Genomic DNA, 23304 nt, shown 5'->3' with positions numbered 1-23304 from the left:
TCATGACTGCGACTGTTGCCGCGCTTTCTTTTTCTTCTTTCTTTTTTGCGGATCAAATTGGACCTGCTCATGCTCATCATAAAAAGCGATATCCAGTAGCTGTTCAATTACAGGAAGCTCTCTGCCTGGATGGGGTGGCGATGCCTCCCCGACGGTTGACGATGCCGGCTTTACTGCTGTATTTGGGCTCAGTGAAGGCTTGTTCAGCGACCCTTTTTGGCCCGCTCGTCCTACCATAACATTTGTAGTTTCCCTGAGCCCTGATAGCTTTTCCATAAAAGCTTTCGCCCCATAGTCTTTGCCTACGGCGCTGCCATTGACAACGATCCGGGTCGCGTTGTCGATAAAAGTGACACCGTAAACCCCGGCGGCTTCGCTCTGCCGGAGCAGGATACGGATGCCATGACGGTGGAGCCTTAGCTCAAAATCCGCTCTACTGGTAGCGGTACGCAGCTCCCGGTCCAGCAAATGTTTTAGCCGCAACACATAGGGTTTCTTCTGCTCCTTACTAGCCAAATACACCTTCTCGAGGTTTTTAATGGTAGGTGATGAGTAGATTGAGCTGGCCTTGATGGGGATACCAACACGCTCGCCATGCTCGTCCAACAAACTGTAGACAAGACCGCCCTTGCTGTGCATAAAGGATCCCTCCTCTCCAGGATCTGCCAGCACGCCAAACTGTCCCAATACAGCATTGAGTTCCGGAAGGGAATTGAATTTATAGGTGCCGACAACTTCGCGTACAATAGCGGAGATCGCTGCCTTTGTCTCCCGCTTTCCATAGACTATCCGCTGAAGGTGAGCAGGCTTTAGAACAAATGCCTGTTCCTTTTGCTGGTCTTCTGCTTTGACCAGGTTATAGGAAATCTCCAGACTTTTACGGGCAGGTTCCGAAAGTAGCTTGCCGATATTGTGCGTTTCAATCCTATTTCCATCAGCATCTATATTGACAGTAGCCAAATGAATATGTGGGTGAGCGGCATCGTAATGCCGGTACACCAGGAACGGTTGTCCGCCAAAACCGATAGCCTGCATGTAATCGGAGGCCAGGCGGCAGAGCGTCTCATCGTCGAGTTTATCCTGCCGGGAAAAGTTGAGGGTTATGTGCAATGCATTGGTTCGTGTCCGTTCATTGAGCTGGGTCAATTTTTCAAAACGTTCCAGCTTATTGTGGAAAGATAGCTCTGAAATTTCCCGGCCAAACCCGGAGGCCATGAGCACTTTGGCCTCTGCATGTCGAACCTTCTGTTCATTATAACTCAGGATGCCGCGCATGTTTTTACCGCTCACGATCCGGGCAACCATACCTTCGAAAGATTGGAAATAATACCAAGTAGCTCGGTCACTTTAAGGTCGGTCTGCTGGTAAAGCCGGGTAATTTCCATCGCAGAAAAGAGCTTGGCTTCGGCTCCGCTGGCATTATGGAACCGCTTGGTGACCTGGTTGATGTTGACCCCAATTGCCTGGATCTGCTGCCGTATTTTGGACAGCTCTTCCATGAGCATGTCCAGGGAAGCATCCCTGGAAAGAACAACGATCTTTTTATTATCCAGGATATTTCTGAGCAGTTCGCTCAGCGATTTTATGCCCTGAGACCTGAGCTGCAGGCTCTGGAGTTCCTCGAATTTTTTAGCGGTAATACGCGTATGTATCCTGTGTGTAAATCTCTGCCTCTGTTCCATTTTCTTCAATTTTATCTTTTACAATACGCTGATCCTGTTTCGTAAGAAAACCCGACTCCGGAGGGTTTTCGGTCCCCTTTATGCCGGTAGGCAAATGGGGCAAGATGGGTTTGTCGACAAACCTACATCTTGCTGGATACCCAGTTCAAAAGGGGCATCCTCCAAATTCCTGATTCGGGCAATTACTTAACTATTGATATTTACATTCGTGACGATCTTCCTTTGGCTTTTTGTAGCAATTTTTTTGGACTTGCTTTGTGGGAGACTGCCTTTTGACTTTTACTATTGGAAATTGTTTCCCGCTCAAGAAATTCCAGAAGTTCCGGGACTTTCTGCACTTTTATTCCCTGAGAATCGTAACTACCCACCCTGAAAATTTGCTCCTGCATTCCCATTGGGGTTAGACTATCATAGGGAAACTTGAACATACCTTTTTCATTATTTAAGAATAAAAATTCGAGATAAATTCCGGGTTCTTTAATGATATTGTGGTAGAAGTTCCTGCGGTAAGATTGTAGTTTCGCACGTTTGTGACCGTTAAATTCCATGGTCGCTCTGGTAATCGCAGTGGTAAAATCCTGCTCATAGGCTAAAGCTTTATCCAATTCATTAAAATCATGCTGCAAGAGAGATTTCAGTACTATATTAGGATCCCTGTCCAGCAGTATTTCAGAAAATGGTAAAGGATACAAATTCATATGTTCAGGAAAAGGTGAAGCAAACTGTTGCCGGGATATGGTAGCGGAATAGTATGGTAGTGCGGCTCGATCCTTTTGAAGCTTTAGCATCATAGCCTCCTGCGCCAGCAAATCTTTATACTTTCCGCTTTCAAGGTCCAGATAAGAAGCCTGTAAAAATGAACCCCTGGTGTCATAGCCCCTATATCCAGAAAAATCCAGGCCAGATTTCTGTTCGAAATCGGAAATTCCCTTGGGAAAATGGTAATAGAGACCTTCTGTATTGCTGCCGATCCTTTCAGTTTCCATCTTTCTTTCGAGTTCAATACTGCCATCGCTAACAATGAACAACTTCATTTCCTTAATTTCTCTTCCTTTAATCAGTTCAGCGCTGGAGCCGTCAAATAACCAGTTAAGGTTTCCAAATGTTATCATTCTCTCCACTGCAATTTTAAAATCATTGCAATATATTTTTGCACCTGAGGGATATGTCGTGGGCTCATTGAATTGAATATCTATGCAGTAATTACAGTTTTCTTTTTCCATTTTCGTGACTATAAAGATTTAAAGACTTTTTCCTCTACGTTTAATTGAGGAAGTTTTATTACTTACGGTGCTGTCATTTTTTAGAGATGCTTTCGGATCCAAATGCGGAATTTGGTTTTGCCTCCAATTAGGATCCAGCTGGAAATTGAAAGGAATTTCCTGGTGGATTTTATCAAAGATTTTTAGCCCGTCCAACTTTTCCGTGAGCTCTATGATGATAATATCTCCTGATTTTGCTTCTACTTTAGCAGGCATACCATCCAATAGACGCTGCAACATTTCATCTTTCCGATATTCCCAAACAGGTAACATGTTCCAGATTTTTTCCAGTTCTTTTTTAGAAATTGCCTGGAAGTATTCGATGTTTGCAGTGGTGCCGTCGACGGATTCAGAAAGCCGTTGCCAGGTGCCGATCGTCAAATTGTTCTTAAAATCTTCTAAATAAACTGGTCTTCCGGAAAGCAGTCTAACTGCTTTATCGATGTTAATTTCAGCAGGAAAAACAGCTTTTTTTACAGGAAGGCCTGCAAGCCGATCCATAGCAGAAGGTGTAATCATGTCATTGAAATAGGGTGCGGTTAGCCAGTGCTTAAGCATCAAAGACTCGGCTACCTGTTTTCCTTCCGTATCAGATGCTATACGGAACAGTTCCTCCTGTAACAGCTCAATATCCTTTGGAAAGTTAACCTCAGAATCGTTTTCGGTAAAGGCAATGTCTTTGTCTTCCCTCCAATTTATAGTACTGAATTTATTGTCTAACCTTTCAGAATCTACGCCATTAAAGTTTCCATGCGTAATCTCTGGTAGTTGAACTACCTCAAGTGTATATCCTTCCAGATTGTACCATCCTTTATCTAAAAAAATCGGCACAGCCAGGTTAGCAAAGTATTCCTGGTTAGAAAAAGAAAAATTTAACTCAGTTATTCCCGGAATTTTTTTTAGCCTTTTAATTGCTTCGTCCTTGATTGCTGATTCCGTAATAGCGATGGCTCCCAGATCAGTTAAATGCATAGTAATAGCTTCGATCCTTTCGGATATAATGAGGAAAGCAAGATCTGCAGTTAAATGGGGATGGTCTTCCAGGTGGAAATTGTAATCATGCTCGTATAGGCGCCTCATCCTCTCCGATTCTTCCGAAAAGATGGCAAACATATCGGCAGGCCAATGTTTGTACATGAGCAAATCGGCTGTAAATTTTACTTGAGAAGATTCCGACAAAAGTAGTTGAGCAAGGCCATCTATGCATTCCTTTACCATTTCAAACTCGCTATCCGTAGTGTCTCCCTTTTGCTTAATCTCCCAATATTTTGTCCAGTTTATTATCGACATCTTTTGGTCGAGTTGGATGGAATTTATGCCATTTACTATTTTTTGATCTATATCTAAGGGCATTCGATGGTTTGCATGGATAGCAGTTAATTCATAAGCAAGGCTCCTTTCCAGCCATTGGAAATTGAGTCTGTACTCCATAAGTTCATCGCCAAACTCTTTTTTCCTGGAAATAGAAAAACGCGGCAGGCCATAGGCCTCATTCCTATCAATATCTGATCTGAGCTGATCATCATTAAATCCTCTACTGGCAAGATTTTCCAAAATTTCCTGCATCTCCTGTTCGTTCATAGTCTCTGTTTTAAGATTGGTTAAATCCCACGTCCTTTGCGTTTTTTATTCTTTTTTATGTGAGCCAGCTTAGGTTTTGTTCGGGAAAACGTTTGTTGCGCAGCGGGTGGAGATTGTTGCTCGAGCCTGAAGTTGTAAGGGATGATATCGCCATTTGCGGCAGTCAGTTTGAGGCTCCTGGTATCCATGTCGATACTGATTTCGACCTCGGTTTTTTGGATTCCATGCAATGTGGTCAGGCATCTGTCGCCTGACAATAGTTTTGACAGCAAATGGTCCTTATGCATATCGTCCAAGGGAAGCATGGCAAGAAATGTCCGCAATTCATATTTAGAGGGACCTTCTTTGGGCTGGAGTTCTGTTTTATTTTCATGTGTCACAAACTGGTGCCAAGTAGTATATCCCCGGCTCTGTTTGAGCCCATCTAGCATGGCTGGCCTGCCGCATAGGAGATTATATATTCTCCTTGCTCCGGTATCCAGCGGAAATGTATGAGCAACTTTGGGAAGTTTATGGAAGAGCTCCCAGGCGTCAGCATGAATATGGGCGTCAAAGAATGGAGTATCTATCCAATGGTGAAGCTGGAGATTAAGTGCAAGGTCTCTACCGTTTTCATCCCTTAGTAGCAGCTCCATAGCATCTAGGATATCCATCGCTTCGGGAGTTGGTTGGGCCATATCCTGCTCATCGAACGTGTATAAATCATCCCGTTCCCAATCGATGGCATCCATTTTGTCGGCCAACTCCGCAGTCTTAATTCCATTGTAAATCCCATGTTTGAAGTCAGGATATCGGGTAAAAGTGGCGTCTATTTGTGTGGCCTTAAATTCCTTACCATCTGAAGTGACCCTGATCTCATAATCGATAACTCCCTCACTCCCGTTTTTGGATGCCCGGCATACAAAATGATCCGGATTGCGGCTTAAGATACTTTCTAAAAATCCATACACATCGGTATTGGTAAACTCGGTGATACCGCTACTGAGTATCAAAACCTGAAGCTGTTCCATTTTCCCTGAAAGGATATGAAAGGCAAGATTGGCATCGGCAATTCCCCAATCGGAAGCGGCAAATTCGCGGCTTCTTTCGTTTTCCTGCCCAGGATTATAAGTCGCGCTATATCCCTTCCATCTGTAATTGTCAAATTGGTGATCCCAGCCAAAATCCAAAAGATAATCCATCCTTTCTTCACCAAAATCTTTTCTGAACCCTACACTGAACTGAGTGCCCGCATTACGGTATTCCTTTAAAAAATCTTTAGGCTCAAACCCTTTTAATTTCAGGTATGCCAGTATTTGCTCTGCTTTCTCTTCCATCTCTACAGCATTTCTGGTTTACAAATGATCTTTTTAAATGCCCTTACTTTTTGCTTTTTGAGGAACGGGCTTCATAAGGTATTCCACACTCTGCTTTATAAATTGATCCTCCTTTAATCCTGCAGCTTTTAAAATAATTACCGGTATATTGCTGTTAAGCAGCTTTTCGTTGTCAGACAATGTTGGAAGCACTTCCTGAATAATTGTAGATTTCAGCAGTTCCGTTCCACTTTCGCTTTTGGTAAGGATATCTATCGGCGCCTTTGTTCTTACGGTCCGGATATATTTTGTCGGCTCTCCAATGACAATGCTCTGTTTCATGGCCACATCAACTTTTTTAAAGTATTTGGCATGTTCGAGTCTTTCCAGGTGTGCCGAAAAAAGGTCGCCTATTAGGCTTTTTAGACTTTGCGCGCTTTGCTGTGGCTTGCCATCGACCACAATAGATTTAGCAGGTAATTTGGCACAGTATTTTTCGGCCTTTTCTATGAGCGCATGACCTTTGTCGTTTAATGGGTAATAATGTGTCCCCATATGATTGCTTACAATGTTGCCGGCTTTGATACCATCGATCACCAGGTTCGCAGCAAATGAATGTGTGTCGATCCTGGGATTAAAACTTACCTTCTTTATTTCAATTTCCATGTTCTAAAAATTATGTTGTTTTCTAAAGGGAATACTTAAAAAAACTTCGTTGGGTCATAAGGATTTTCCTCCTTTTTGTTTTGGATTTTTTACGTTCTGCATTTTCAGCGCCTTGAGATCGAGGTATTGACCTTTTACCAACCCCGCTGCTTTCAAGATATGTTCCGGTATATTTTTATTAAGGACGATGTTACCATCTTTAAGCAGGGACATGATCTTTGTTTTTAACTCCTCTATAATTGTTTCTTCACCCTTCGGTTTGCAAAGGATCTGCAGGATGGTAATCTTATACCTATAAGCTGCAATAACGTTCTTGTCCGGTTTTCCGACAACGATGCCGTCAATGCAAAGTTTGTCAACCCGGTTTCTGAATTTCTGTAGTTCCTTCTCATTGACGAAATCATCTATAATACGGCCAATGTAGCTTTCAAGGTTCATCTCATAAGTATGGGTATTACCACCAATGGTATATTCTTCCTTTGGTAAACTCAGGCAATATTGTTCAGCTTCTTTAATGGCTTTTCGTCCCTCCTCTGTAGAGGATCCGTAAGAAACAGGATCACCATGCCCGTAATTGGATGCTTCTCCAACCTTTTTCCCGTCTATATACAAGTCAGCATTAAATGCATTCGTTTCCTCGCTTTGACGGGAATAATATTGGATCCGTTTTAATTCAATTTTCATAAGCTCTTGGTTTTGTAATTGATTTTTTGAAATGGTGTTAGTGTCCATCTGATAGGGAAACCCATCATCTCAGCAACAAAGAGGGGATTGAGTTTGCAGCACCTGCCAGATATACCGTTGATGGCATCATTGAGTGAATTGGTTGCTGATCTGCCTGCCAATGCAAGTGTGTCCGGATGTCTGCCACCTTTACAGTCCCTTGTCGTAGGCGTCGGTAGAAGCCTAAACATATAAGGTACCTGGCTCCAGCTTTTAAATTCCTTGGGCAGCATCCCCATGCTAAGTTCTACTGCTTGTGCCAAGCCAATGGAAACACCATGATTGCTGTGGGATGTCCCGATTTTTTGAATCACATTTCTACTATTCCTATTGGATCCGGTTGTTGGCGTGGGCAGCAGATTTGATTTGGCCAGATCGCAAAGATTAGCGCTGTATCTGGAACAGTTTGCTCTATATTTCATCCGCCCCTGAACTTGCTCGCCATTCCTTGAACTATCGATGGCTACTACAGTCGGTAGCATTCGGGTGGCGTTACTGGAGGCAAGCAGTTTCGGGTAGATCCTGCCGCTACCGGTCTTTTTCACCGTCCATCTCAGAGCGCAGCGGCCGGACTGCCAAAATGAACGTAAAAGCAGCAATTTTGAAAATACAGGTTGCCAAGACGATGAAATACCCGCCAATAAAGTCAGACACTGTTCAGCGTCTCTTGCTTTACCGTTTATAGTTTGATTATGTTCCGGCTTCTTCATCTCAACAGAATTTTAAATCGTACATCATTTGAATTGTTCGAAAGATCTGTTGCGCCACTTGTGGTACAATAGCATTTCCCAATGCCTTGATACTCTCCTGACGCCATTTTGAAAATGTTATGGGTTTTTGCGGGTATGGGATTCCCTCAAAAAGGGTTTGACCATCCACTGGGTAGGAAAACCCATCATTTGGGTAACAAACAGGGGGTTCAGTAGGGAACATGGCCCAAGGATCGCAAGTACGCTCCTGCCCGTTATTATCCCTTCCCGCTCTGGCATCAGCATTGCATCGGAAGTTATCAGTTTGACCAGGCGTGCCAGGCCCACGCTGCCCGACTTGCCATTTCGGTTCATTTTTCTGGGTATTCCGGTTTTGGTTATCCAAAAGCGGTCCTCCTTTCCCAATATCGCCCCCATAAGTGCGTCCGAGGCCAAAGGAGTCGGCAATAAAGGCGGCAATATCCTTTGCGCCACAGATGTTGTCGGGTAGAGATATGGGGCACTTGAATTTCCGGCAGGCGACGATCCATACACGTTCTCTTCTATGGGGAGCGCCGACGCCTGCAGCCGGAAGTACATACGGTTGGACTTGGTAACCCTGGTTTTCCAGATCAGTCCATACCTCCTCGAGTACCATTCCCCCCGCCCAAGAAGTAATGCCGAGAACATTTTCTGCCACGACCCAGTCCGGTTGGATTTGGAGGATCGCCCGGAGCATTTCCGGCCACATATATCGTTCATCATCTTTGCCGCGCCGCTTTCCTGCGAGACTGAATGGCTGACAGGGGAATCCACCTGAGAGTACATTAATTTTTCCCCTGAAGGCGCTGAAATCTGTTGCTTTAATATCCGCATAACTTTTACTTCTTGGGAAATGGTAGGCCAGTGTTCTTTGGCAGAACGGATCGATCTCACAATTAAAAACATTTATCCAACCGGACCATTTGGCTGCTATATCAAAGCCACCGATTCCGCTGAATAAACTCCCATGTTTGATTTTCTTTTTCATCTTCCCTCCTTTTCTTGCTGGCTTGCCGGGTGGTACAACTATGAGGGCAAAAGTGGAAATCTGGCAAGTGGGAAAATGATACTTTGGTAGTAGCTACCTTTTAATTTTAACAACTGATTATGGGTATTTTATTTATAAAGTGTTATTTTTATAATGTAACTAACTGATAAATAAGCAATGGAAATTATTATATTGATTATAGGCATCATTTTGTTGCTGGGTGGCATAGCGCTCAATATTTCTATTAACCGCCAACGGTTTTATAGAAGAGGGCCGGGAGGGCTACAGCATTTTGAAAGTTATGGAAAAGCAGTAGGCACCACTTTCTTGGAAAGGATTGGGAAAATTATTGCATTTCTGCTTATAGCGATCGGACTCTTTTTCACGATAAGCTACTTTTTACTCCCAGAATTAAAACGCGAAATTCATCGCCAGCAGACAGTAAAGCCGGAAAGAAACTAACGATTTTTAAAGAGTGGATAAAATAAAGTTCTAAAATCTTGTCCCTTGTCGCATTTAGGCTCAGGCCATAAGGAAAAATTTTTCATCCGATTTAGATATTGCAAATTCTCCATGAATTGCCACTTTTTCTAATGTGTATCAAAAGGGATTATAGCCTGCTAGAAAGGCCATGGAAGAGTAATAATTATATCAACCTGCCCTGAAAATGGGCCGTTCAGGAGGTAATCGCCAACACGTTTCTTAACTTTGGCCACATGCAATTAAGAAATTAAACCACTGATAATGAACTTCTTTTATTTCGATGATCCCGAAAGAAAACTTGACGCCTGGAGCAGGGATATGATGGACAAGCATGGCTGGTATGTTCATTTTGTCCCGAATGACGATAATTTTCCGAACCACATCAATTATCATACCCATGGTCTGCCAGAATCCTTCGGCCACCCGGATCTGCAGATCTGTTTTCCACTTTCCACGGAAGTTGCCCACCAAATATTGAGTTGTATTATAGATCAGATTAAAAACGGCGAACATTTCGAGCCTAATCGACGATATGAAAAAAAAGTTGGAAACAACCTGAGCGTCGAATTTATCGAAGCTATAGAATATAACCGCAAGCTTTTGCGGGTCGTGTTTCCCAATAAGGATGGTAATTACGAGGGTGAAGTATTTAGTGCCCAATTCGAATATACTGGTATATAAGGAGACGATTGATTATGACAGGAGAACGGGTGTTTGTAATGGGTGATATACACGGCGCATATAGGGCGTTGATGCAATGTTTGGAGCGTTCCGGATTCGATTACGAAATGGATACATTAATCCAGCTCGGTGATGTTGTTGATGGATACGGACAGAGTTATGAGTGTGTTGAAGAATTATTGAAAATTAAGAACCTCATAGCTATACGTGGTAATCACGATGCCTGGTTTTACGATTTTTTACAAACGGATTTCCATCCCGCTTATTGGAATTATGGAGGTAAAGCTACGATAGAATCCTACCTAGAGCACGCCGGTAAAAAGGTAATATGCATCCCATCCGGCAGCGGTTATAAAACATCATTAAACAGCTCAGACATCCCTGCTGCCCACCGGCAGTTTTTCCAGAATCAAAGGCTATATTATATTGATGAGCAGCAGCGCTGTTTTGTACATGGGGGCTTTAATCGCGAAATTGCTTTTGACCAGCAGGCGTTCAGTAAATATTATTGGGACCGGGATTTATGGACGGATGCATTAATCCATAAGGATGCGGGTGGAACAGTAAAAGATTTTCAAATGCCAACCTCGTTTAAGGAGATTTTTATTGGTCATACTTCAACCACAAATTGGGAGACAGATCTTCCGATGACTGCGATAAACATTACTAATTTGGACACCGGCGCTGGCCACACCGGCAAACTAACTATCATGGATGTAAACAGTAAGCAGTATTGGCAATCTGAATCAGTCGTTCGATTATATCATTAGGTTCTCTGAAGCTAGCTGGCGTCAAAATTGCACGGGCAATTAACTTGCCCTTTATTTCAGATATATCTTTATAAAAAAATAGTAGCTATATATAAAGCATCACTTTAACTCACTACCGGTTTTCATCTTTGTAATACCAGGCACTACAGCCCGGTATAAACAAGGAAAATATGAAAACATGGTATTTTGTGACGGCTCTACTCCTATGTACAGCTGCTTGTCAGAAAGGACAACAGACCGCCCCTCTTCCATCTGTAAAAAAATCGGCAGTAAAACCGCAAAAGGATTTTGCACAGGCAGCGAATCCTGAAAATCCTTTCGATGAAGTGGGCAAAATCCACAATCTTGGACTTGATGCATTAATAAACTATATGGAGACAACCCGAGATACTACGAGATACGGTAGAAGCGTCTTCCTGGCCAAATTTTTCAAGGAACTCTATAACATACATGCCAAGCCGGAACAATCATTGAAATTGGAAATGGCAATTAAGAAAGACTTTAAGGATGTATTGTTTTCCCAGAGAATTTCGAACCGTTCCAAAGTATTTCTTAAAGAACTGTCAGCAATTTTAGAGCGCATTAAAACATTAGAAGATTACAGTTCTTACAAAGAAGCATTCGTAACGCTTGAAAAAAAGATATATCTTGAAAAATTGCCAGAAAAGGAGAAAGAAATTCTTTTGTCAACCGCATCTATATTTCGCTATTCAGGTTTATTCTGGATGGAATTTTATAAGAATAATCCCCAGGAGGAAACGTGGGGATTGCTTAGGAAACTAGCGGGTGTTATCGTCGGTATTGCGGCAGATGCTACTTCTTTCTTTTACTACGCATTTGTTGATAGTTCTTATTATGAACGGCTTGAATCCACTATCGATATGAGTTACGTTTGCGGATATGGAACGGGATGGTATTAATAACCTTAACGCTATCACAAAAAGAACATTATAGCATCAAAACGTTGTAAGAATTCATTGGTCCTGACTTAATTTCAGGGCCACTGACTATCAACTTCCCAAAATTAAAAGTTGACATGCTTAAAGAGAATGATTTGATGGTTCAAGGATCATTAAATCCGAAAGCACCAATATAGCCTCCAGTATCTTTCACTGAGTATCCTTTTTTCAAGTAAGCTTTTTCTTGGAGCGGGATAACATTATCCTGCCTTTATTATAGCGCATGGCGATGATTTCTCCTACTGTAAAATAATTGGTAACTTAATAGCAATTAACTGTCTTAAAACGTATGCGCAACGTTACCCCAGAACATCTCTCAACGTTTTCGAAAGAAATTTCTTCGAATGATTTTCCCATTGAAATTAATAGAGATTGGTTGGAAGACCTTGGGATAAAATTACTAATTATTGATCCTGCAAGCGGCAATGATCAATTTAAGATACGGTTTAGTGGGATGAGGTATGAGGATGGTCTTGTTGGATCATCAGGAAATGTTCCTTTAGTAATATATGCGGAAAGAAAAGGTGCCAAAGACATTGTAATCTTTGATGAGCGTAAACACGGATACGAATGTCAAATGGTCGAGCTGAAGGAGTACTCAGAACCTATCTTTTCAAAATATAACGATAACCACGGTGCTGACCATTTCCGAATATACTTTTGCAGCAATTCCAGCGTCGATTTTGAAGATGAATTTGTTTTTAATGACAAAGGCAAGATTGAAACCAATCACGGTGAATTTCGTGATTTAAGCTGGCTCCAATCGAATGCCTTTGATTATGTTGTTGTTTTCCTCGAAAACGAACACGTTTTTGTTACCAAATTATTGGAATTGGAATTGGCATAAAAGACAATATTATTGCTTTAAAAAGTGAATTCAAATCAATGGCAATCTACACCCGGTACGGGAACTTTAAAAACATTCAACATAACGGATACGGTTAGAAAAATACCAATCAACTGGACGAGTTCAACTACTCCTTTTTCAGTGAAAGCTTCAATTGCTTGCTTATAGATATCATCGTCTACATTTTTTTTGTCCATGAGGCATTTGGCAAACCGATAGGCAACCATCTCTGTATGTGTTAAGCCTACAGGTTGTTCACCATTTAATATCGACGTGATAGCCGCTTCACTCCATCCTAAGTATCGGGCAGATTCGCTATGGGCATAAATCTCAAACTCCGAATTCCAAGCAGTTCCGATTATCAGAATTACCATCGTACGGATTTTTGGCGGAATTGAAGTATGTTCATGTTCTACATCCACCCATTGATGATAGGCCTTGCTGATCACCGGACTGTATAAGAAACCGTTAAGGGGACCGAGCAATCTCCCATCTGATAATGCTAGTTTGAAACCTACTTTCTTAGACCAGCTTATCAGATGATCTTGAAAATGCTGATGTAATTCCTTCTGCAGCGATGACAATTCATTAGGATACAGAAGAGGTAACCGGCCGCCATTAGGAGCAAGATCCAAAGTTTTACTTTCCATCTTTTATCTTTACTTTTTAAAATCTACATTTAATATCTAGGACTTTTTTTCGGAAAATGCTTCGAGTCCCTGTGCCAAGATATCTGTTGCATCTGAAGAACCTTCAAGTGGTATTAACTTTCGTGATTTGATTTTCCAACCATCCTGCGTACGAATGAGTGACCAACGGTTAGCCAGGACACGATGGATTCTATACCCTTTTGAAAATCCATGATTCGGTAATTCTCTTTCTTCTCCGTGAACATCTCGGGTTAGTATCTGAAGATAAGAAGTGACAAAGGCTTCATCACCGCGAACATCAACATAAGGAAGACCAGTAAAATGAGCGAGCCCCATTTCGATTGCCTGGTGGTGTTCGGGTTTTTGGATGAACATTGCGATAGCTTCTCGACCGTGTGCACCAGGAAGCGGTCCGCGATCAAAAACGCTATCTTCCACATATACCTGCCGAGTATAATAATCGGCTCCCGTATCAGCACTCAGGGGATGGCACGCCAGTAAGCTGTATATTTCAAGACGGTCTTCAATATTCCTTAAGCGCTGTTCAATTGTTTGATTTTCAATGTCTTTTTTCATGTTACAATTTAAATTTTGAAGTAATCAATCGTTCAGATGAATTTACAGATTCAAAATTATATAATTGTAAAACAGACAGCTTGCAATATTCAGACTATTAAATATAATTTTCAGAGTGCTGATTTACGAACAGAACTAGGCGTGACATTGGTATTTTTACGAAAGAAATTGCTTAAATAAGAAGGCTCTTCAAAACCTAGTGCAAAGGCTATTTCATTAATACTCCAGTCTTGATTTTGAAGTAAGCGATATGCTTCTTTAATGATCCTTAAAGTAATATGCTGTGTAGTCGTCTTTCCGGTATTGGTTTTTAATATTTGATTTAGGTAATCTTGATTTACCGACAATGCATCAGCATAATCCCTGGCTGTCTTCAATTTTAAAATAATATGATGATTACTTACTGGAAATTGCCTTTCCAGCAATTCAAAAAACAGAGCTGTCGTTCTTTGGGGAGCGCCGAGCGGTTTCGTGTAATTTTGCGGAGGGCTCAACTTCAAGGCTTCATGAATCAATATATATAGATAGTTTCGAAGAACCTCATACTTTAACGGATAATCAGACTTAATTTCTGTCATCATATTTTTGAAGATACCGGTAATAATGCTTTGACGATCCACATCCACAAAAAAGAGATGTTCCCCCTGTCCTGAATAAAGGGGAGTCCAGTATGAAATTCTTGAAATCAATTGGGGGAATAAACTTTTCGAAAAAAATACAGAACCATCCTTCTTGCTGTACCGTATCAGGTTCCCAGGAATAAGGAATTAAAGGACTGGACAGCATGAGCGCCGGTCTGTCGATTAAGATTGACCGATTGGCATAATAGAGCTGCCCGGTGCTTAAGATCAGCGATACTTTATAAAAGTCACGCCTATTGAACGGTACATTAGTGCTGGATTCCGCTCGTAAGAAGACATTAAAATGCCCTGGGCCACCGTTATTTTCAGACAGTTGTTCTGGATTGGCAAATGGTAAACGTTCATAGTATTGAGATAAATTCTCCATAATATTCACATCTGAAGTTTCTAGATTTTCCAACATGACTCTAGTATGGGTAAAAATACTGCAATACCGATAAAGCCATATTAAATATTACATCAAATGTAAATACTTTTATCTCAAAAAAAAAATTAACTGACTCAATAAAAAGGTATCAATTAAACAGGCTCCGAAATTTCAATGGAGACATGTCTGTTTTACTTTTGAAAAGTTTTGTAAATGATTGTGGGTGTTCAAAGCCCAATTCGTAAGCAATTTCTGAAACGGATAGATTTGTCGTTGACAATTTTTCTTTGGCTTTTTCAATTAGTTTTCCGTGGATATATTGCTGTGCATTCTGGCCAATTAATGACCGTAACATATCACTTAGATAACCCGCAGAAATATTGAGCTGTTCGGAAATATATTGCACGGAAGGAACGCCAAAATCGAGTGTCTTGGTAGAATTAAAGTAATCTTCCAGGATATTTTCGGTTTTTTGGAGAATATCTTTATTAGGTATTATTCGGGTGATAAACTACCTCTTATAGAAGAGGTTAGTATAATTTAACAGCAAATCGATTTGTGAAAGTATGACCTCCTGGCTAAATTCATCTATCCTTTCGTTCAATTCTTGCTCTATGATATAAAAAACCGAAAGAATAATATTTTTTTCTTTCTCCGATAAATGCAATGCTTCTTTTGCTGAATAGGAGAAAAAGCCATATTGTTTTATTTTTTTTGCCAATGCGGAGCCTAAAAAATAGTCAGGGTGGATAAGAAATACAAATAATTCCGCCTTGCCATCATACTCCGTCGGACCTACAACCTGATTTGGAGCTAAAAACATCATACTGCCTTCATCAAAATCATAATAATCTTGGCCGTACTTTACTCTTCCCTTGTTATTCAATACAAAGGTTATTTTGTAGAAATCAAGCACAGCATAAGCAGGCAACCCTTTATCATCAATCACTGCGGATTTCTCTAAATGAGTGAGACTGATCAATGGATGCTTTGGCTTAGATAAACCACAGACATTATGAATTTCGTTAATAGATACAAACCGACCTACATTGGATTGTTTTTTCATATTTAAATTTACTAAAAAAATAATCGAAGAAAGTCGGAGTCCTCCTTAGATTATTTGTTCCGAATCGATAATTACCAGGGAAAAATTTCTTGATTAGGCCCCGTAAACTGTCCAGTAACACCACTTTCATCCAGCGCAATACGAATAGGTTCCTTAGATCCTTCTTCAAGTGTATCGGTTCCCTGAAAATTATTTAAAGCCGTTGCCGTATAGCCTGGACTTACCGCATTAACTTTAATATTTGCTTTCTCAAGTTCGATAGCAAAAGCAAGTGTAATGGCATTTAGCGCCGTTTTAGAGGTAGAATATACAGCATCAAAACCTGATCGGAAAATAAAGTCCGGGTTGGAGTTTAATGTCAAAGATCCCATTCCGCTTGAAACGTTAACGATACGTGCAGCTTTGGCATTTTTTAATAGGGGAATAAAAGCTTGTGTTACGGCAACTACACCAAACACGTTGGTTTCCCAAACCGTCCGTATTTCGCTAAGCGCAGTTGCCTGATTACTCGCCAGAATTTCTTCAACGGTTCTACCGGGTTTGCCAGCATGAGAAATCGCTGCATTATTTACCAATAAATCAAGCCGTCCAAATTTTTGCTGTATCTCTCTAGCAGCTGCATCAATGGTGTCTTGTTTAGTTACATCCAATTCAATGGCAACGGCGTTTTCTCCAATTTGTAAGGCTGCATGTTTGCCCTTTTCAATACTCCTGGCACCTATAAAAACGATATAGTTGTTTTCTGTTAAAGCTTTAGCAATCTGAAAGCCAACTCCGGTGTTAGCTCCTGTCACAAGCGCAATCTTCTGTTCTGTTTGCATATTTATTATTATTTTTAATGATACAAATGTCATATATTGACCTGTACACTTTTAAGTCAAAATGAGGTATTTTTTAGTCGAAACGAGGAAACGATTCGCGAAATTCCTTAAGCTAATTTTAACCAGATATTATAGTGAATTTTTAGTGATTGCTACTTCTTAGCTTCACTTAACAATTGAAACCTACCATTGCGGATGATTAAAAATATGTGGAAATACCAAAGCTTAATCCCCCCATCAATGTAGGAGCATTATTTAATAAATCTCTTGTTTGCTGGTGCCTGTAATTAAGTCTTAATACCGTTTGGGCATTAGGTCGGAAACTGATTGCTCCCATCATGCTCCAGGTTTGGTCACCTATTTTTTCACCGGTTTCATTGAATCTTCCGACATTCCAGTCTACAAATTCCAGGCGGCAAGCGAGATTGATAGTCGCATTTTCCCACCCTAACATTTTTCTTTTTAAAACTGGCTGAACAATATCAACAAAGCCGCCATACTGTCTATTGCCATATTGCTGGGTATAATTACGAGGAACATCAACATGTACCCATGCCCATTCTCCGGTAACAAAAGTTTCTAAATGGGGAACGGTAGTATTAAAGTCTAAAGCAAATATGTTTAATGTTCTCCTGTCATCAATGGTGTTTCCATCATCTCTATATTTATTATAAGCGCCCTCCATGTAAGAAAGTCCCAATTCTCCTATTTTATTGTTTCGCACAGCTATTTTACCGGTATACAAAGGTTCTCCACTAACAGATTCCTCGAAGCGTTCCGGGTTATCTTTAGCTGCGGGCAAATAAGTCCTATTTTGTTTATTGTTTATAATGCTCCCATCAAATCCGCTGGATAAATAGGCCTCGTAACCAAACATCCAATCACCGTTATATTTTTTACCATACAAGCCGAAACCTGCGTTACTCCAGGTTGCCAGAAGCATTTGGGTCGCTGAAATCGGACGGTCTATAAACTCCCATTTAGGACCGTCGTGATTCTGATTGAAGGCCCCAATGGGATTTACAATCATCCCACCACGCAAATTCAGTAACGGATGAAACTCAATATCAAGTGCAGCAAATTCCACTGAAATTTCACGATCAGCGGGCTCAAATTCCAGTTCGGATATAAATTTGATTTTTTTACTAATTGTTGAAGCAAGAAAAACGGTAAATCTCCTGAACTGAAATTGATGTCCTTCATTAACTCCATCTTTACCCATATGCTGCCGGTTGGCTTCCATATAACCACCTACAGTAACTGGCAATCTGCCCAAGGATAGTAATGGACGGTTATAAATAGCATCCATATTCATGCTTTTTTTTGTAGAATCTAAGGGCACGACCCGCTTAAAGAGCGAGGTATCTATTTGGGCATACAACAATTGGGAAGTTCCTGTCATGACGAATAATGTCACGATGAACAAAATTTTTATTTTATACATTTCTAAGGGAGATTTTAATTTGATTGTTGAATATTGTTATAGGAAAAGTCCGCAAATGCGTATCTGCAGGGCCATTCTTAACTTTGCCCTTGTTATCAAATTCGCTTCCATGAGCAGGACATTGAAGGCGATCTCCAAACACCTGGAGCTCTGCCCCCTGGTGCGTGCATTGCATAAGCAAAGCTGAATAATCATTTTCCCCATACCTGAATACACAGATAGGATATTTTAATAGCGTATGGTCGACAACGATATACTTTCTATAGTATTCTTCTCCTTTACCGCTTAAAAAAGCAGCGATAGGTACAACAATATCTGAGTCCACAATAACACCACTAACGATCTTTGAAGAAGCACAGCCTTCCAGGAGCAATATGGCAAGGCTGGAACTAATGCAGGCATAACCGCATTGTTTAATGAATTCTTTCCTGTCCATTTTAAAGCGATTTGAGGAATTTAATGAGAGCTGCCTGGTCGTTCTGGGAAAGATTTCTATAACGCTGTCGAGCCTGTGAAGCTTCTCCTCCATGCATTTCTATCGCCTCTTCAATACTTTTTGCGCGCCCGTCATGCAGCAGGTAAAACTTGCCTCCTTGAGATTGAGCAGAAAGACCAAGTCCCCAAAGTGGTGGAGTCCGCCATTCATACGTTCTTGCTGTTCCTTCCGTATAGCCATCATCTAAACCTGGTCCCATATCGTGTAACAAGAGGTCTGTATAAGGCGAAAATTCCTTGAATGCTAAAGCCGATATTGGTGAATCCCCGGTAGTCAGTTGAGGTTTATGACAACTGGTACATTTTAAAGAAGTAAAAATTGATTTTCCGTAAACAACATCGGGATCATTTTGATTTCTTTGAATCGGTGCTTTTAAAGTTTTCAGGTAGAATGCAAGATCATTTACTCTTTGAGTTTCAATTTCCGGATCAATTTCGTCGCCTGAATAAACATCAACAGGATTATATACTGTTGCAATACCCATGTCTTGCGCAAAAGCATCAACAGTCTGTTGTAAAAGATTATAAACACTTCCTTTTTTCCCGAATCTTCCGATATACTTTCCATCAAGGGAAACAGCATTGCTGCGTGGAGTTACAAACGAGGGAAGGTTGATCCAATTTACCCGTCCTGATATACCATCACCATCTGCATCTTCCGGATCAGCCATTGCTAATAGTAAGTCATCAGGAACAGATTCCAATAACCCTAAGCCGGTAACTGCCGGTGGTGTAAATTTTGAAAATGTTGCCCCGGCCGGTATCGTTTCCGGCAGATACCCAGGAATAGCACGGTTCTGCAACTGCGGGCCGCCATGATGAAGAAATTTATTTCCTGTCTCATCTGTTTGACCAAAGCGTGTCAGAGTTGAAAAAGGATGCCCTTTCCCATCCCCTGAATGGCAGCTAACACAACTATTAGATACAAATAACGGCCCTAATCCTTTCTCAACAGTAAAAACCTCATCATTAAAAGTAGCATCGCCATTTAAAAACCGCTGCCTCTCTTCATAATTCAGCCCTTCTATCGGACCGTCTAATAATTCATCTTCAGGTGGTGCCCCAGGCTCCAATTTTTCACAAGATTGGATACCAATTAGCAGTGTAATGATTCCCAATAATACAATGTAGGTCTTTTTCATTAGTCTAATAAATAAAATTCATTGACAAAAATATAAAGTTAGATCAATCTAACAAAATTATTTTCACTTTCTATTTTTGTAGCCTTGATATACTCAGAGGTTTATTTAACTTTAGAAAATAAATTTCATCGGGTAATACGATCCAAATACAGATAGAGCGATTGTTTCCTGTTGTAGGAGTTATCAACAACAAAAAACGTTGGAGTTGGCGATAATCGGGCGAACATGCATCAAACTGGAGCACGCCTATTGATTAATTATTTAAGAGAAATGGCAGCAAGATTATCTTTAAAAGAATTGATAGAAAAAGGTCTTTCCTTAGAGCAGGAAGGTAATTATAAAGAGGCTGTAAAATCATATACCGCAGCGATTAAAAGAGCACCAACTTACCCTGTAGCATATAACCGCTTAATGATTTTGTTCCGCAAACAAAAGAAATATGAAAAGGAAGTTGAACTTATCAGTAAAGCAATCGAATCCTATCAACAAGAAATGGCAGAAGATCGGCGTCAATGGCAAAAGGACAATACCACTTCAGCTGATATTAGTTTAAAGCTTGCCAAAAGCATGGGGCTAATTAATGAACAGGGGTTACCTGTATATGAAGACCCACCGGTTGCAACATGGAGAAAAAGATTAGAAGTCGCGCGCAAAAAGCTCGCTTTGCAAAGTAACAAACCTCAAAAAAGTTCTGTAAAAAAGAAGTAGGCAGGAACAGCTATCTTTAAATAATTGAAACATGTTTGACCATATGCCCGGCTAATTCCTTTGTGATGTCGATGTTTTTACAGCTTTCAAGATTTAACTGCTCCAATTCATGTAATTCCGAAATCGTTGTTTTAATACCTCTCAGCTGCGTACACTTTTGCAGCAAGAGCGTCTTTAGCTTTTGACACTTTTCAATTCCTGATATTGTAACAATAGAGCCACCGATTATACGGAGGTATTCCAGGTCATGGGCCTGTTGTAACAAGGATAGATCTTCTGTTTTTAAAGCTGCAATTTGTAGCCGCTTTAATTTAACCAATTGTTCCCATCCCTTTATTTTCGGACCGTAACCTATGTTTAGTTCCTCCAAAATTGGGAAGATAGAAAGGTCAAGTTTAAAATCGCCCGCAGCAGTCCAGCGCAGGTTTTTAAGCTCGGATAGATATTTCAGCCCGTCGATGTTTGACTTTTTGGACATTGGAACAAGCCAGTGAAAAGTTTCAATAAAACCCCGACCTTTCAGAAAATCTAAATTGACCACTTGTTTGCTCCAATCGCCATCCGTCCATACGCAAACTTCTTTAATGCCATTTTTCTCGGCATGATCAAGGCCCTCCTCTAGATGTTCGAATAAAATTCGGATTCCTTTGAAATAAGCTATCTCACTATAATCGACTACGTACTTTTCCATTTAATTAATCATTGGATCTGTTACCTTTCGGATAATGAGCTAAAGCATCAAAATTCCAGCCAATATTGACCGCCAAGTTAATAACAATGAATTATTAGCAAGCATGTAAGCGCTTAATAGTAAGATCGGTTAAAATTTGAAACCAAGCCATGTTATTTCCTGTTCAAGCTCTAAGACGAAAGTGCTCTTGGTATTTCGTCTCTCAACAATATAAATCGCTCCTTTTCCCATGTTCTGATAAATTGAATATCTGTATAAGTCTTTCCAACCATTTTGTCTTTATCCCGCATGATCACAACGACACAGCTTAGAAACGCAATAGGCAAGGATTGTTCGGGCTCTTCATATGGTCTGTTAGCTAGAACATTTATTTTTTAAGAGCTGGTACTGGTAGGAATATTGTATTATAAGCCATTTTTGCTCAATCCTGCTGCACAAAAAGTGGAACTGCTGTATGGAGGAATAGGCAAAAGCATTACCATTTCACTATGGCAACAATCCTTTGATACGGGAATCGAATAATAATGAATATAAGGATGGCTAAAAATTCTTTGCTGAATATGCTTACAGGTGTTTTCGGAAAAAGCATTTCGCCCACGGCTCCGCATACCTTGTATATCGGCACTGATATTGAGAGAAATTTGCGGGAGGCTGAATAGGATTAAACTGGCTTTGAATAATGATTTCGTAAGGTGACAGCTAGTCCGAGAACTTTTAGCGCCTTTTAATTTTTACTGAAATGGCGGTCGATTTCTTCATTTCGTTTTTTTGGGTCGGTTCTTCTTCGGTGAATAATGAATGCTAAATAAAACAATACCACTGCCGGAGTTATAATATCAATTACCTTTAATGGTATTGTAGTATGCTTCAGGATAAGTAGACAATAGGCATTTGAAAGAATGCAAATCAGCAATACCGACATCGTGATGTAATAGACCGTCTTCATTTCATAATGGAATTTTTTAGGCAATTCCTTTATAAGGCCAGTTAACTCCTTTCATGTGCTTTGCCCTATATTTGAAAAATATAAGTATTAAAATATTGGGGATAATCGCATAACAAAGAATGATTCTCCAGTAACCATTTCGTGAAGTGTGTCTAGATTCGACAGCCATAAAAAATCCGTAGTAGAAGCAGGTACAGGGAGCCATACGTTGACATGAAACGAAGGCTGCCCCAATATCAGAAACCACTTGCCGCACCTGCTCGTCAGGGGCGGCTTTCGTGTACTCCACCGGACAATACAGACAAGTCCTCTGCAACAATACAAAGTCCGCCGCTTCACGCGCTGCGCCAACCGCCTTATGGGTAGATATGCCGTTAAATGCTGTATAGATAGTAGACACATCATTCACTCCATCCCCAATATAAGTGACAGTAAACTTTTCCTTTTGGAATGCCTTAATTAAACGCTCCTTCTAGTAGGCTCTAAATTCCGTAAAAGATATCGATAAATGTCAACCTGTACAACCACTGGCACCCGCAATAAATTGTTCAGTTCTTCCCGCCGTTAATATTTTAGGGTATATTATAGTATGGACTAACCAGTTTAACTACGTTAACGGCAACAAACTAATTGTCATCTATCATTTATCAAATTAACGCTCAAATTCCATAATAAGTTCGAGGAATCCAACACATTTCTTTCAGTACGATACTTTATGACATATACCAAGCAGCCGAAAGCCTTTATTGCCATAATCCGCATCAAAGATCCTATCGCAGGTAAGCAAATCTGTACTCTTTCTTTACATCTATACTTTTTGAAGATCACATACCGGAGACACCTTCAATTTCTTATGTGTCGTCTGTTAATCTTTAAAAAATTTACCCGAACTCCGCTCCAACGAAGCAACTGTAATGCAATGCTATGTTAAAAGATTTTATTTTTTCAGCCAGTTCAGATATCATATTTTTCTATTTCCAGTAACGTCTTGCTGATCACAGTTGAGCAAATTCCCTACACATAACGCAATGTACATGAATAATGTTAATCACAAACCCATAACACAAAACAACGAACTTTTGTGACGCG

General features: G+C 40.6%; 27 protein-coding genes. 7 read left to right on the top strand and 20 right to left on the bottom strand.

Annotated features, from left to right (window positions below):
* The 9 genes from A9970_RS01935 to A9970_RS01895 form a co-directional block, all read right to left on the bottom strand.
* Positions 1–1275 carry a relaxase/mobilization nuclease domain-containing protein gene (locus tag A9970_RS01935; RefSeq protein ID WP_409079946.1) on the bottom strand — a complete coding sequence of 425 codons (1275 nt, stop codon included), beginning with the start codon at positions 1273–1275 and terminating at the stop codon, positions 1–3.
* Positions 1276–1286: 11 nt separating this feature from the next.
* Entirely contained in the window at positions 1287–1682 is a 396-nt protein-coding gene (gene mobC / locus A9970_RS01930) for a plasmid mobilization relaxosome protein MobC (RefSeq protein ID WP_182981078.1), read from the bottom strand.
* A gap of 200 nt (positions 1683–1882) precedes the next feature.
* Positions 1883–2794 carry a hypothetical protein gene (locus tag A9970_RS01925; RefSeq protein ID WP_139145092.1) on the bottom strand — a complete coding sequence of 304 codons (912 nt, stop codon included), beginning with the start codon at positions 2792–2794 and terminating at the stop codon, positions 1883–1885.
* A gap of 129 nt (positions 2795–2923) precedes the next feature.
* Positions 2924–4525 carry a hypothetical protein gene (locus A9970_RS01920; protein ID WP_070569870.1) on the bottom strand — a complete coding sequence of 534 codons (1602 nt, stop codon included), beginning with the start codon at positions 4523–4525 and terminating at the stop codon, positions 2924–2926.
* A 20-nt stretch (positions 4526–4545) separates the two neighbouring features.
* Positions 4546–5841, bottom strand: coding sequence for a hypothetical protein (locus A9970_RS01915; RefSeq protein WP_070569868.1), 1296 nt, complete (start codon positions 5839–5841; stop codon positions 4546–4548).
* A gap of 33 nt (positions 5842–5874) precedes the next feature.
* Positions 5875–6486, bottom strand: a complete 612-nt coding sequence (locus tag A9970_RS01910) for a hypothetical protein (RefSeq protein ID WP_070569866.1) — start codon at positions 6484–6486, stop codon at positions 5875–5877.
* A gap of 54 nt (positions 6487–6540) precedes the next feature.
* Positions 6541–7170: a hypothetical protein gene (locus A9970_RS01905; RefSeq protein WP_070569864.1), complete on the bottom strand. Its 630-nt coding sequence runs from the start codon at positions 7168–7170 to the stop codon at positions 6541–6543.
* On the bottom strand, positions 7167–7919 hold the full coding sequence (locus A9970_RS01900) for a hypothetical protein (protein WP_070569863.1): 753 nt from the start codon (positions 7917–7919) through the stop codon (positions 7167–7169). The genes A9970_RS01905 and A9970_RS01900 overlap by 4 nt, the downstream gene beginning before the upstream one ends.
* A 1-nt stretch (position 7920) precedes the next feature.
* A complete protein-coding gene (locus A9970_RS01895) occupies positions 7921–8928 on the bottom strand; it encodes a DNA cytosine methyltransferase (protein WP_070569861.1) in 1008 nt (335 codons plus the stop codon).
* A gap of 177 nt (positions 8929–9105) precedes the next feature.
* Here A9970_RS01895 and A9970_RS01890 point away from each other — a divergent pair, with 177 nt between their 5' ends.
* The 5 genes from A9970_RS01890 (at position 9106) to A9970_RS01870 (ending at position 12668) form a co-directional block, all read left to right on the top strand.
* A complete protein-coding gene (locus A9970_RS01890; RefSeq protein WP_070569859.1) occupies positions 9106–9390 on the top strand; it encodes a hypothetical protein in 285 nt (94 codons plus the stop codon).
* Positions 9391–9672: 282 nt separating this feature from the next.
* The gene (locus A9970_RS01885; protein WP_070569858.1) at positions 9673–10092 is read left to right on the top strand and encodes a DUF4262 domain-containing protein; all 420 of its coding nucleotides are present in this window, start codon (positions 9673–9675) and stop codon (positions 10090–10092) included.
* A 14-nt stretch (positions 10093–10106) separates the two neighbouring features.
* Positions 10107–10862: a metallophosphoesterase gene (locus A9970_RS01880; RefSeq protein ID WP_070569857.1), complete on the top strand. Its 756-nt coding sequence runs from the start codon at positions 10107–10109 to the stop codon at positions 10860–10862.
* 170 nt (positions 10863–11032) lie between these two features.
* Entirely contained in the window at positions 11033–11782 is a 750-nt protein-coding gene (locus A9970_RS01875; protein WP_182981077.1) for a hypothetical protein, read from the top strand.
* Between the two features lie 328 nt (positions 11783–12110).
* Entirely contained in the window at positions 12111–12668 is a 558-nt protein-coding gene (locus A9970_RS01870) for a hypothetical protein (RefSeq protein WP_070569852.1), read from the top strand.
* Positions 12669–12703: 35 nt separating this feature from the next.
* On the opposite strand, the gene A9970_RS01865 is transcribed toward A9970_RS01870, so the two are convergent.
* From A9970_RS01865 to A9970_RS01830, 10 genes are all read right to left on the bottom strand, one after another.
* On the bottom strand, positions 12704–13318 hold the full coding sequence (locus tag A9970_RS01865; RefSeq protein ID WP_070569850.1) for a carboxymuconolactone decarboxylase family protein: 615 nt from the start codon (positions 13316–13318) through the stop codon (positions 12704–12706).
* Between the two features lie 36 nt (positions 13319–13354).
* Positions 13355–13894, bottom strand: coding sequence for a nuclear transport factor 2 family protein (locus A9970_RS01860; protein WP_070569848.1), 540 nt, complete (start codon positions 13892–13894; stop codon positions 13355–13357).
* A 110-nt stretch (positions 13895–14004) separates the two neighbouring features.
* Positions 14005–14475, bottom strand: coding sequence for an AraC family transcriptional regulator (locus A9970_RS28425; protein ID WP_217493572.1), 471 nt, complete (start codon positions 14473–14475; stop codon positions 14005–14007).
* Entirely contained in the window at positions 14459–14902 is a 444-nt protein-coding gene (locus A9970_RS28420) for a hypothetical protein (protein WP_217493571.1), read from the bottom strand. The genes A9970_RS28425 and A9970_RS28420 overlap by 17 nt, the downstream gene beginning before the upstream one ends.
* A 148-nt stretch (positions 14903–15050) precedes the next feature.
* On the bottom strand, positions 15051–15308 hold the full coding sequence (locus tag A9970_RS28855) for a helix-turn-helix transcriptional regulator (RefSeq protein WP_310889257.1): 258 nt from the start codon (positions 15306–15308) through the stop codon (positions 15051–15053).
* Between the two features lie 105 nt (positions 15309–15413).
* Entirely contained in the window at positions 15414–15968 is a 555-nt protein-coding gene (locus A9970_RS28850; protein WP_310889256.1) for a hypothetical protein, read from the bottom strand.
* 71 nt (positions 15969–16039) lie between these two features.
* Positions 16040–16789, bottom strand: a complete 750-nt coding sequence (locus A9970_RS01845; RefSeq protein ID WP_070569846.1) for an SDR family NAD(P)-dependent oxidoreductase — start codon at positions 16787–16789, stop codon at positions 16040–16042.
* 199 nt (positions 16790–16988) lie between these two features.
* Positions 16989–18233, bottom strand: coding sequence for a hypothetical protein (locus tag A9970_RS01840; protein WP_220801494.1), 1245 nt, complete (start codon positions 18231–18233; stop codon positions 16989–16991).
* A complete protein-coding gene (locus A9970_RS01835; protein ID WP_070569842.1) occupies positions 18226–18669 on the bottom strand; it encodes a Rieske (2Fe-2S) protein in 444 nt (147 codons plus the stop codon). The genes A9970_RS01840 and A9970_RS01835 overlap by 8 nt, the downstream gene beginning before the upstream one ends.
* A gap of 1 nt (position 18670) precedes the next feature.
* Entirely contained in the window at positions 18671–19870 is a 1200-nt protein-coding gene (locus tag A9970_RS01830) for a di-heme oxidoredictase family protein (protein ID WP_070569840.1), read from the bottom strand.
* A 225-nt stretch (positions 19871–20095) separates the two neighbouring features.
* On the opposite strand from A9970_RS01830, the gene A9970_RS01825 reads away from it, so the two are divergent.
* Positions 20096–20578 (top strand): tetratricopeptide repeat protein, encoded by a 483-nt coding sequence (locus A9970_RS01825; RefSeq protein WP_139145090.1) that lies wholly within the window; start codon positions 20096–20098, stop codon positions 20576–20578.
* Between the two features lie 16 nt (positions 20579–20594).
* Here A9970_RS01825 and A9970_RS01820 read toward each other — a convergent pair whose 3' ends face one another.
* Positions 20595–21269, bottom strand: coding sequence for a hypothetical protein (locus tag A9970_RS01820; protein WP_182981076.1), 675 nt, complete (start codon positions 21267–21269; stop codon positions 20595–20597).
* Between the two features lie 536 nt (positions 21270–21805).
* Between A9970_RS01820 and A9970_RS28595 the strand changes: the two genes are divergently transcribed.
* Positions 21806–21928 carry a hypothetical protein gene (locus tag A9970_RS28595; RefSeq protein ID WP_259655314.1) on the top strand — a complete coding sequence of 41 codons (123 nt, stop codon included), beginning with the start codon at positions 21806–21808 and terminating at the stop codon, positions 21926–21928.
* Positions 21929–23304: the final 1376 nt, after the last annotated feature.

Origin of the sequence: Sphingobacterium sp. UME9 (assembly GCF_014170215.1) — a bacterium.
GTDB classification, from domain to species: domain Bacteria; phylum Bacteroidota; class Bacteroidia; order Sphingobacteriales; family Sphingobacteriaceae; genus Sphingobacterium; species Sphingobacterium paramultivorum.
The sequence above is the reverse complement of the archived record's forward strand: the minus strand, read 5'-3'. Positions and strand labels throughout refer to the sequence as shown.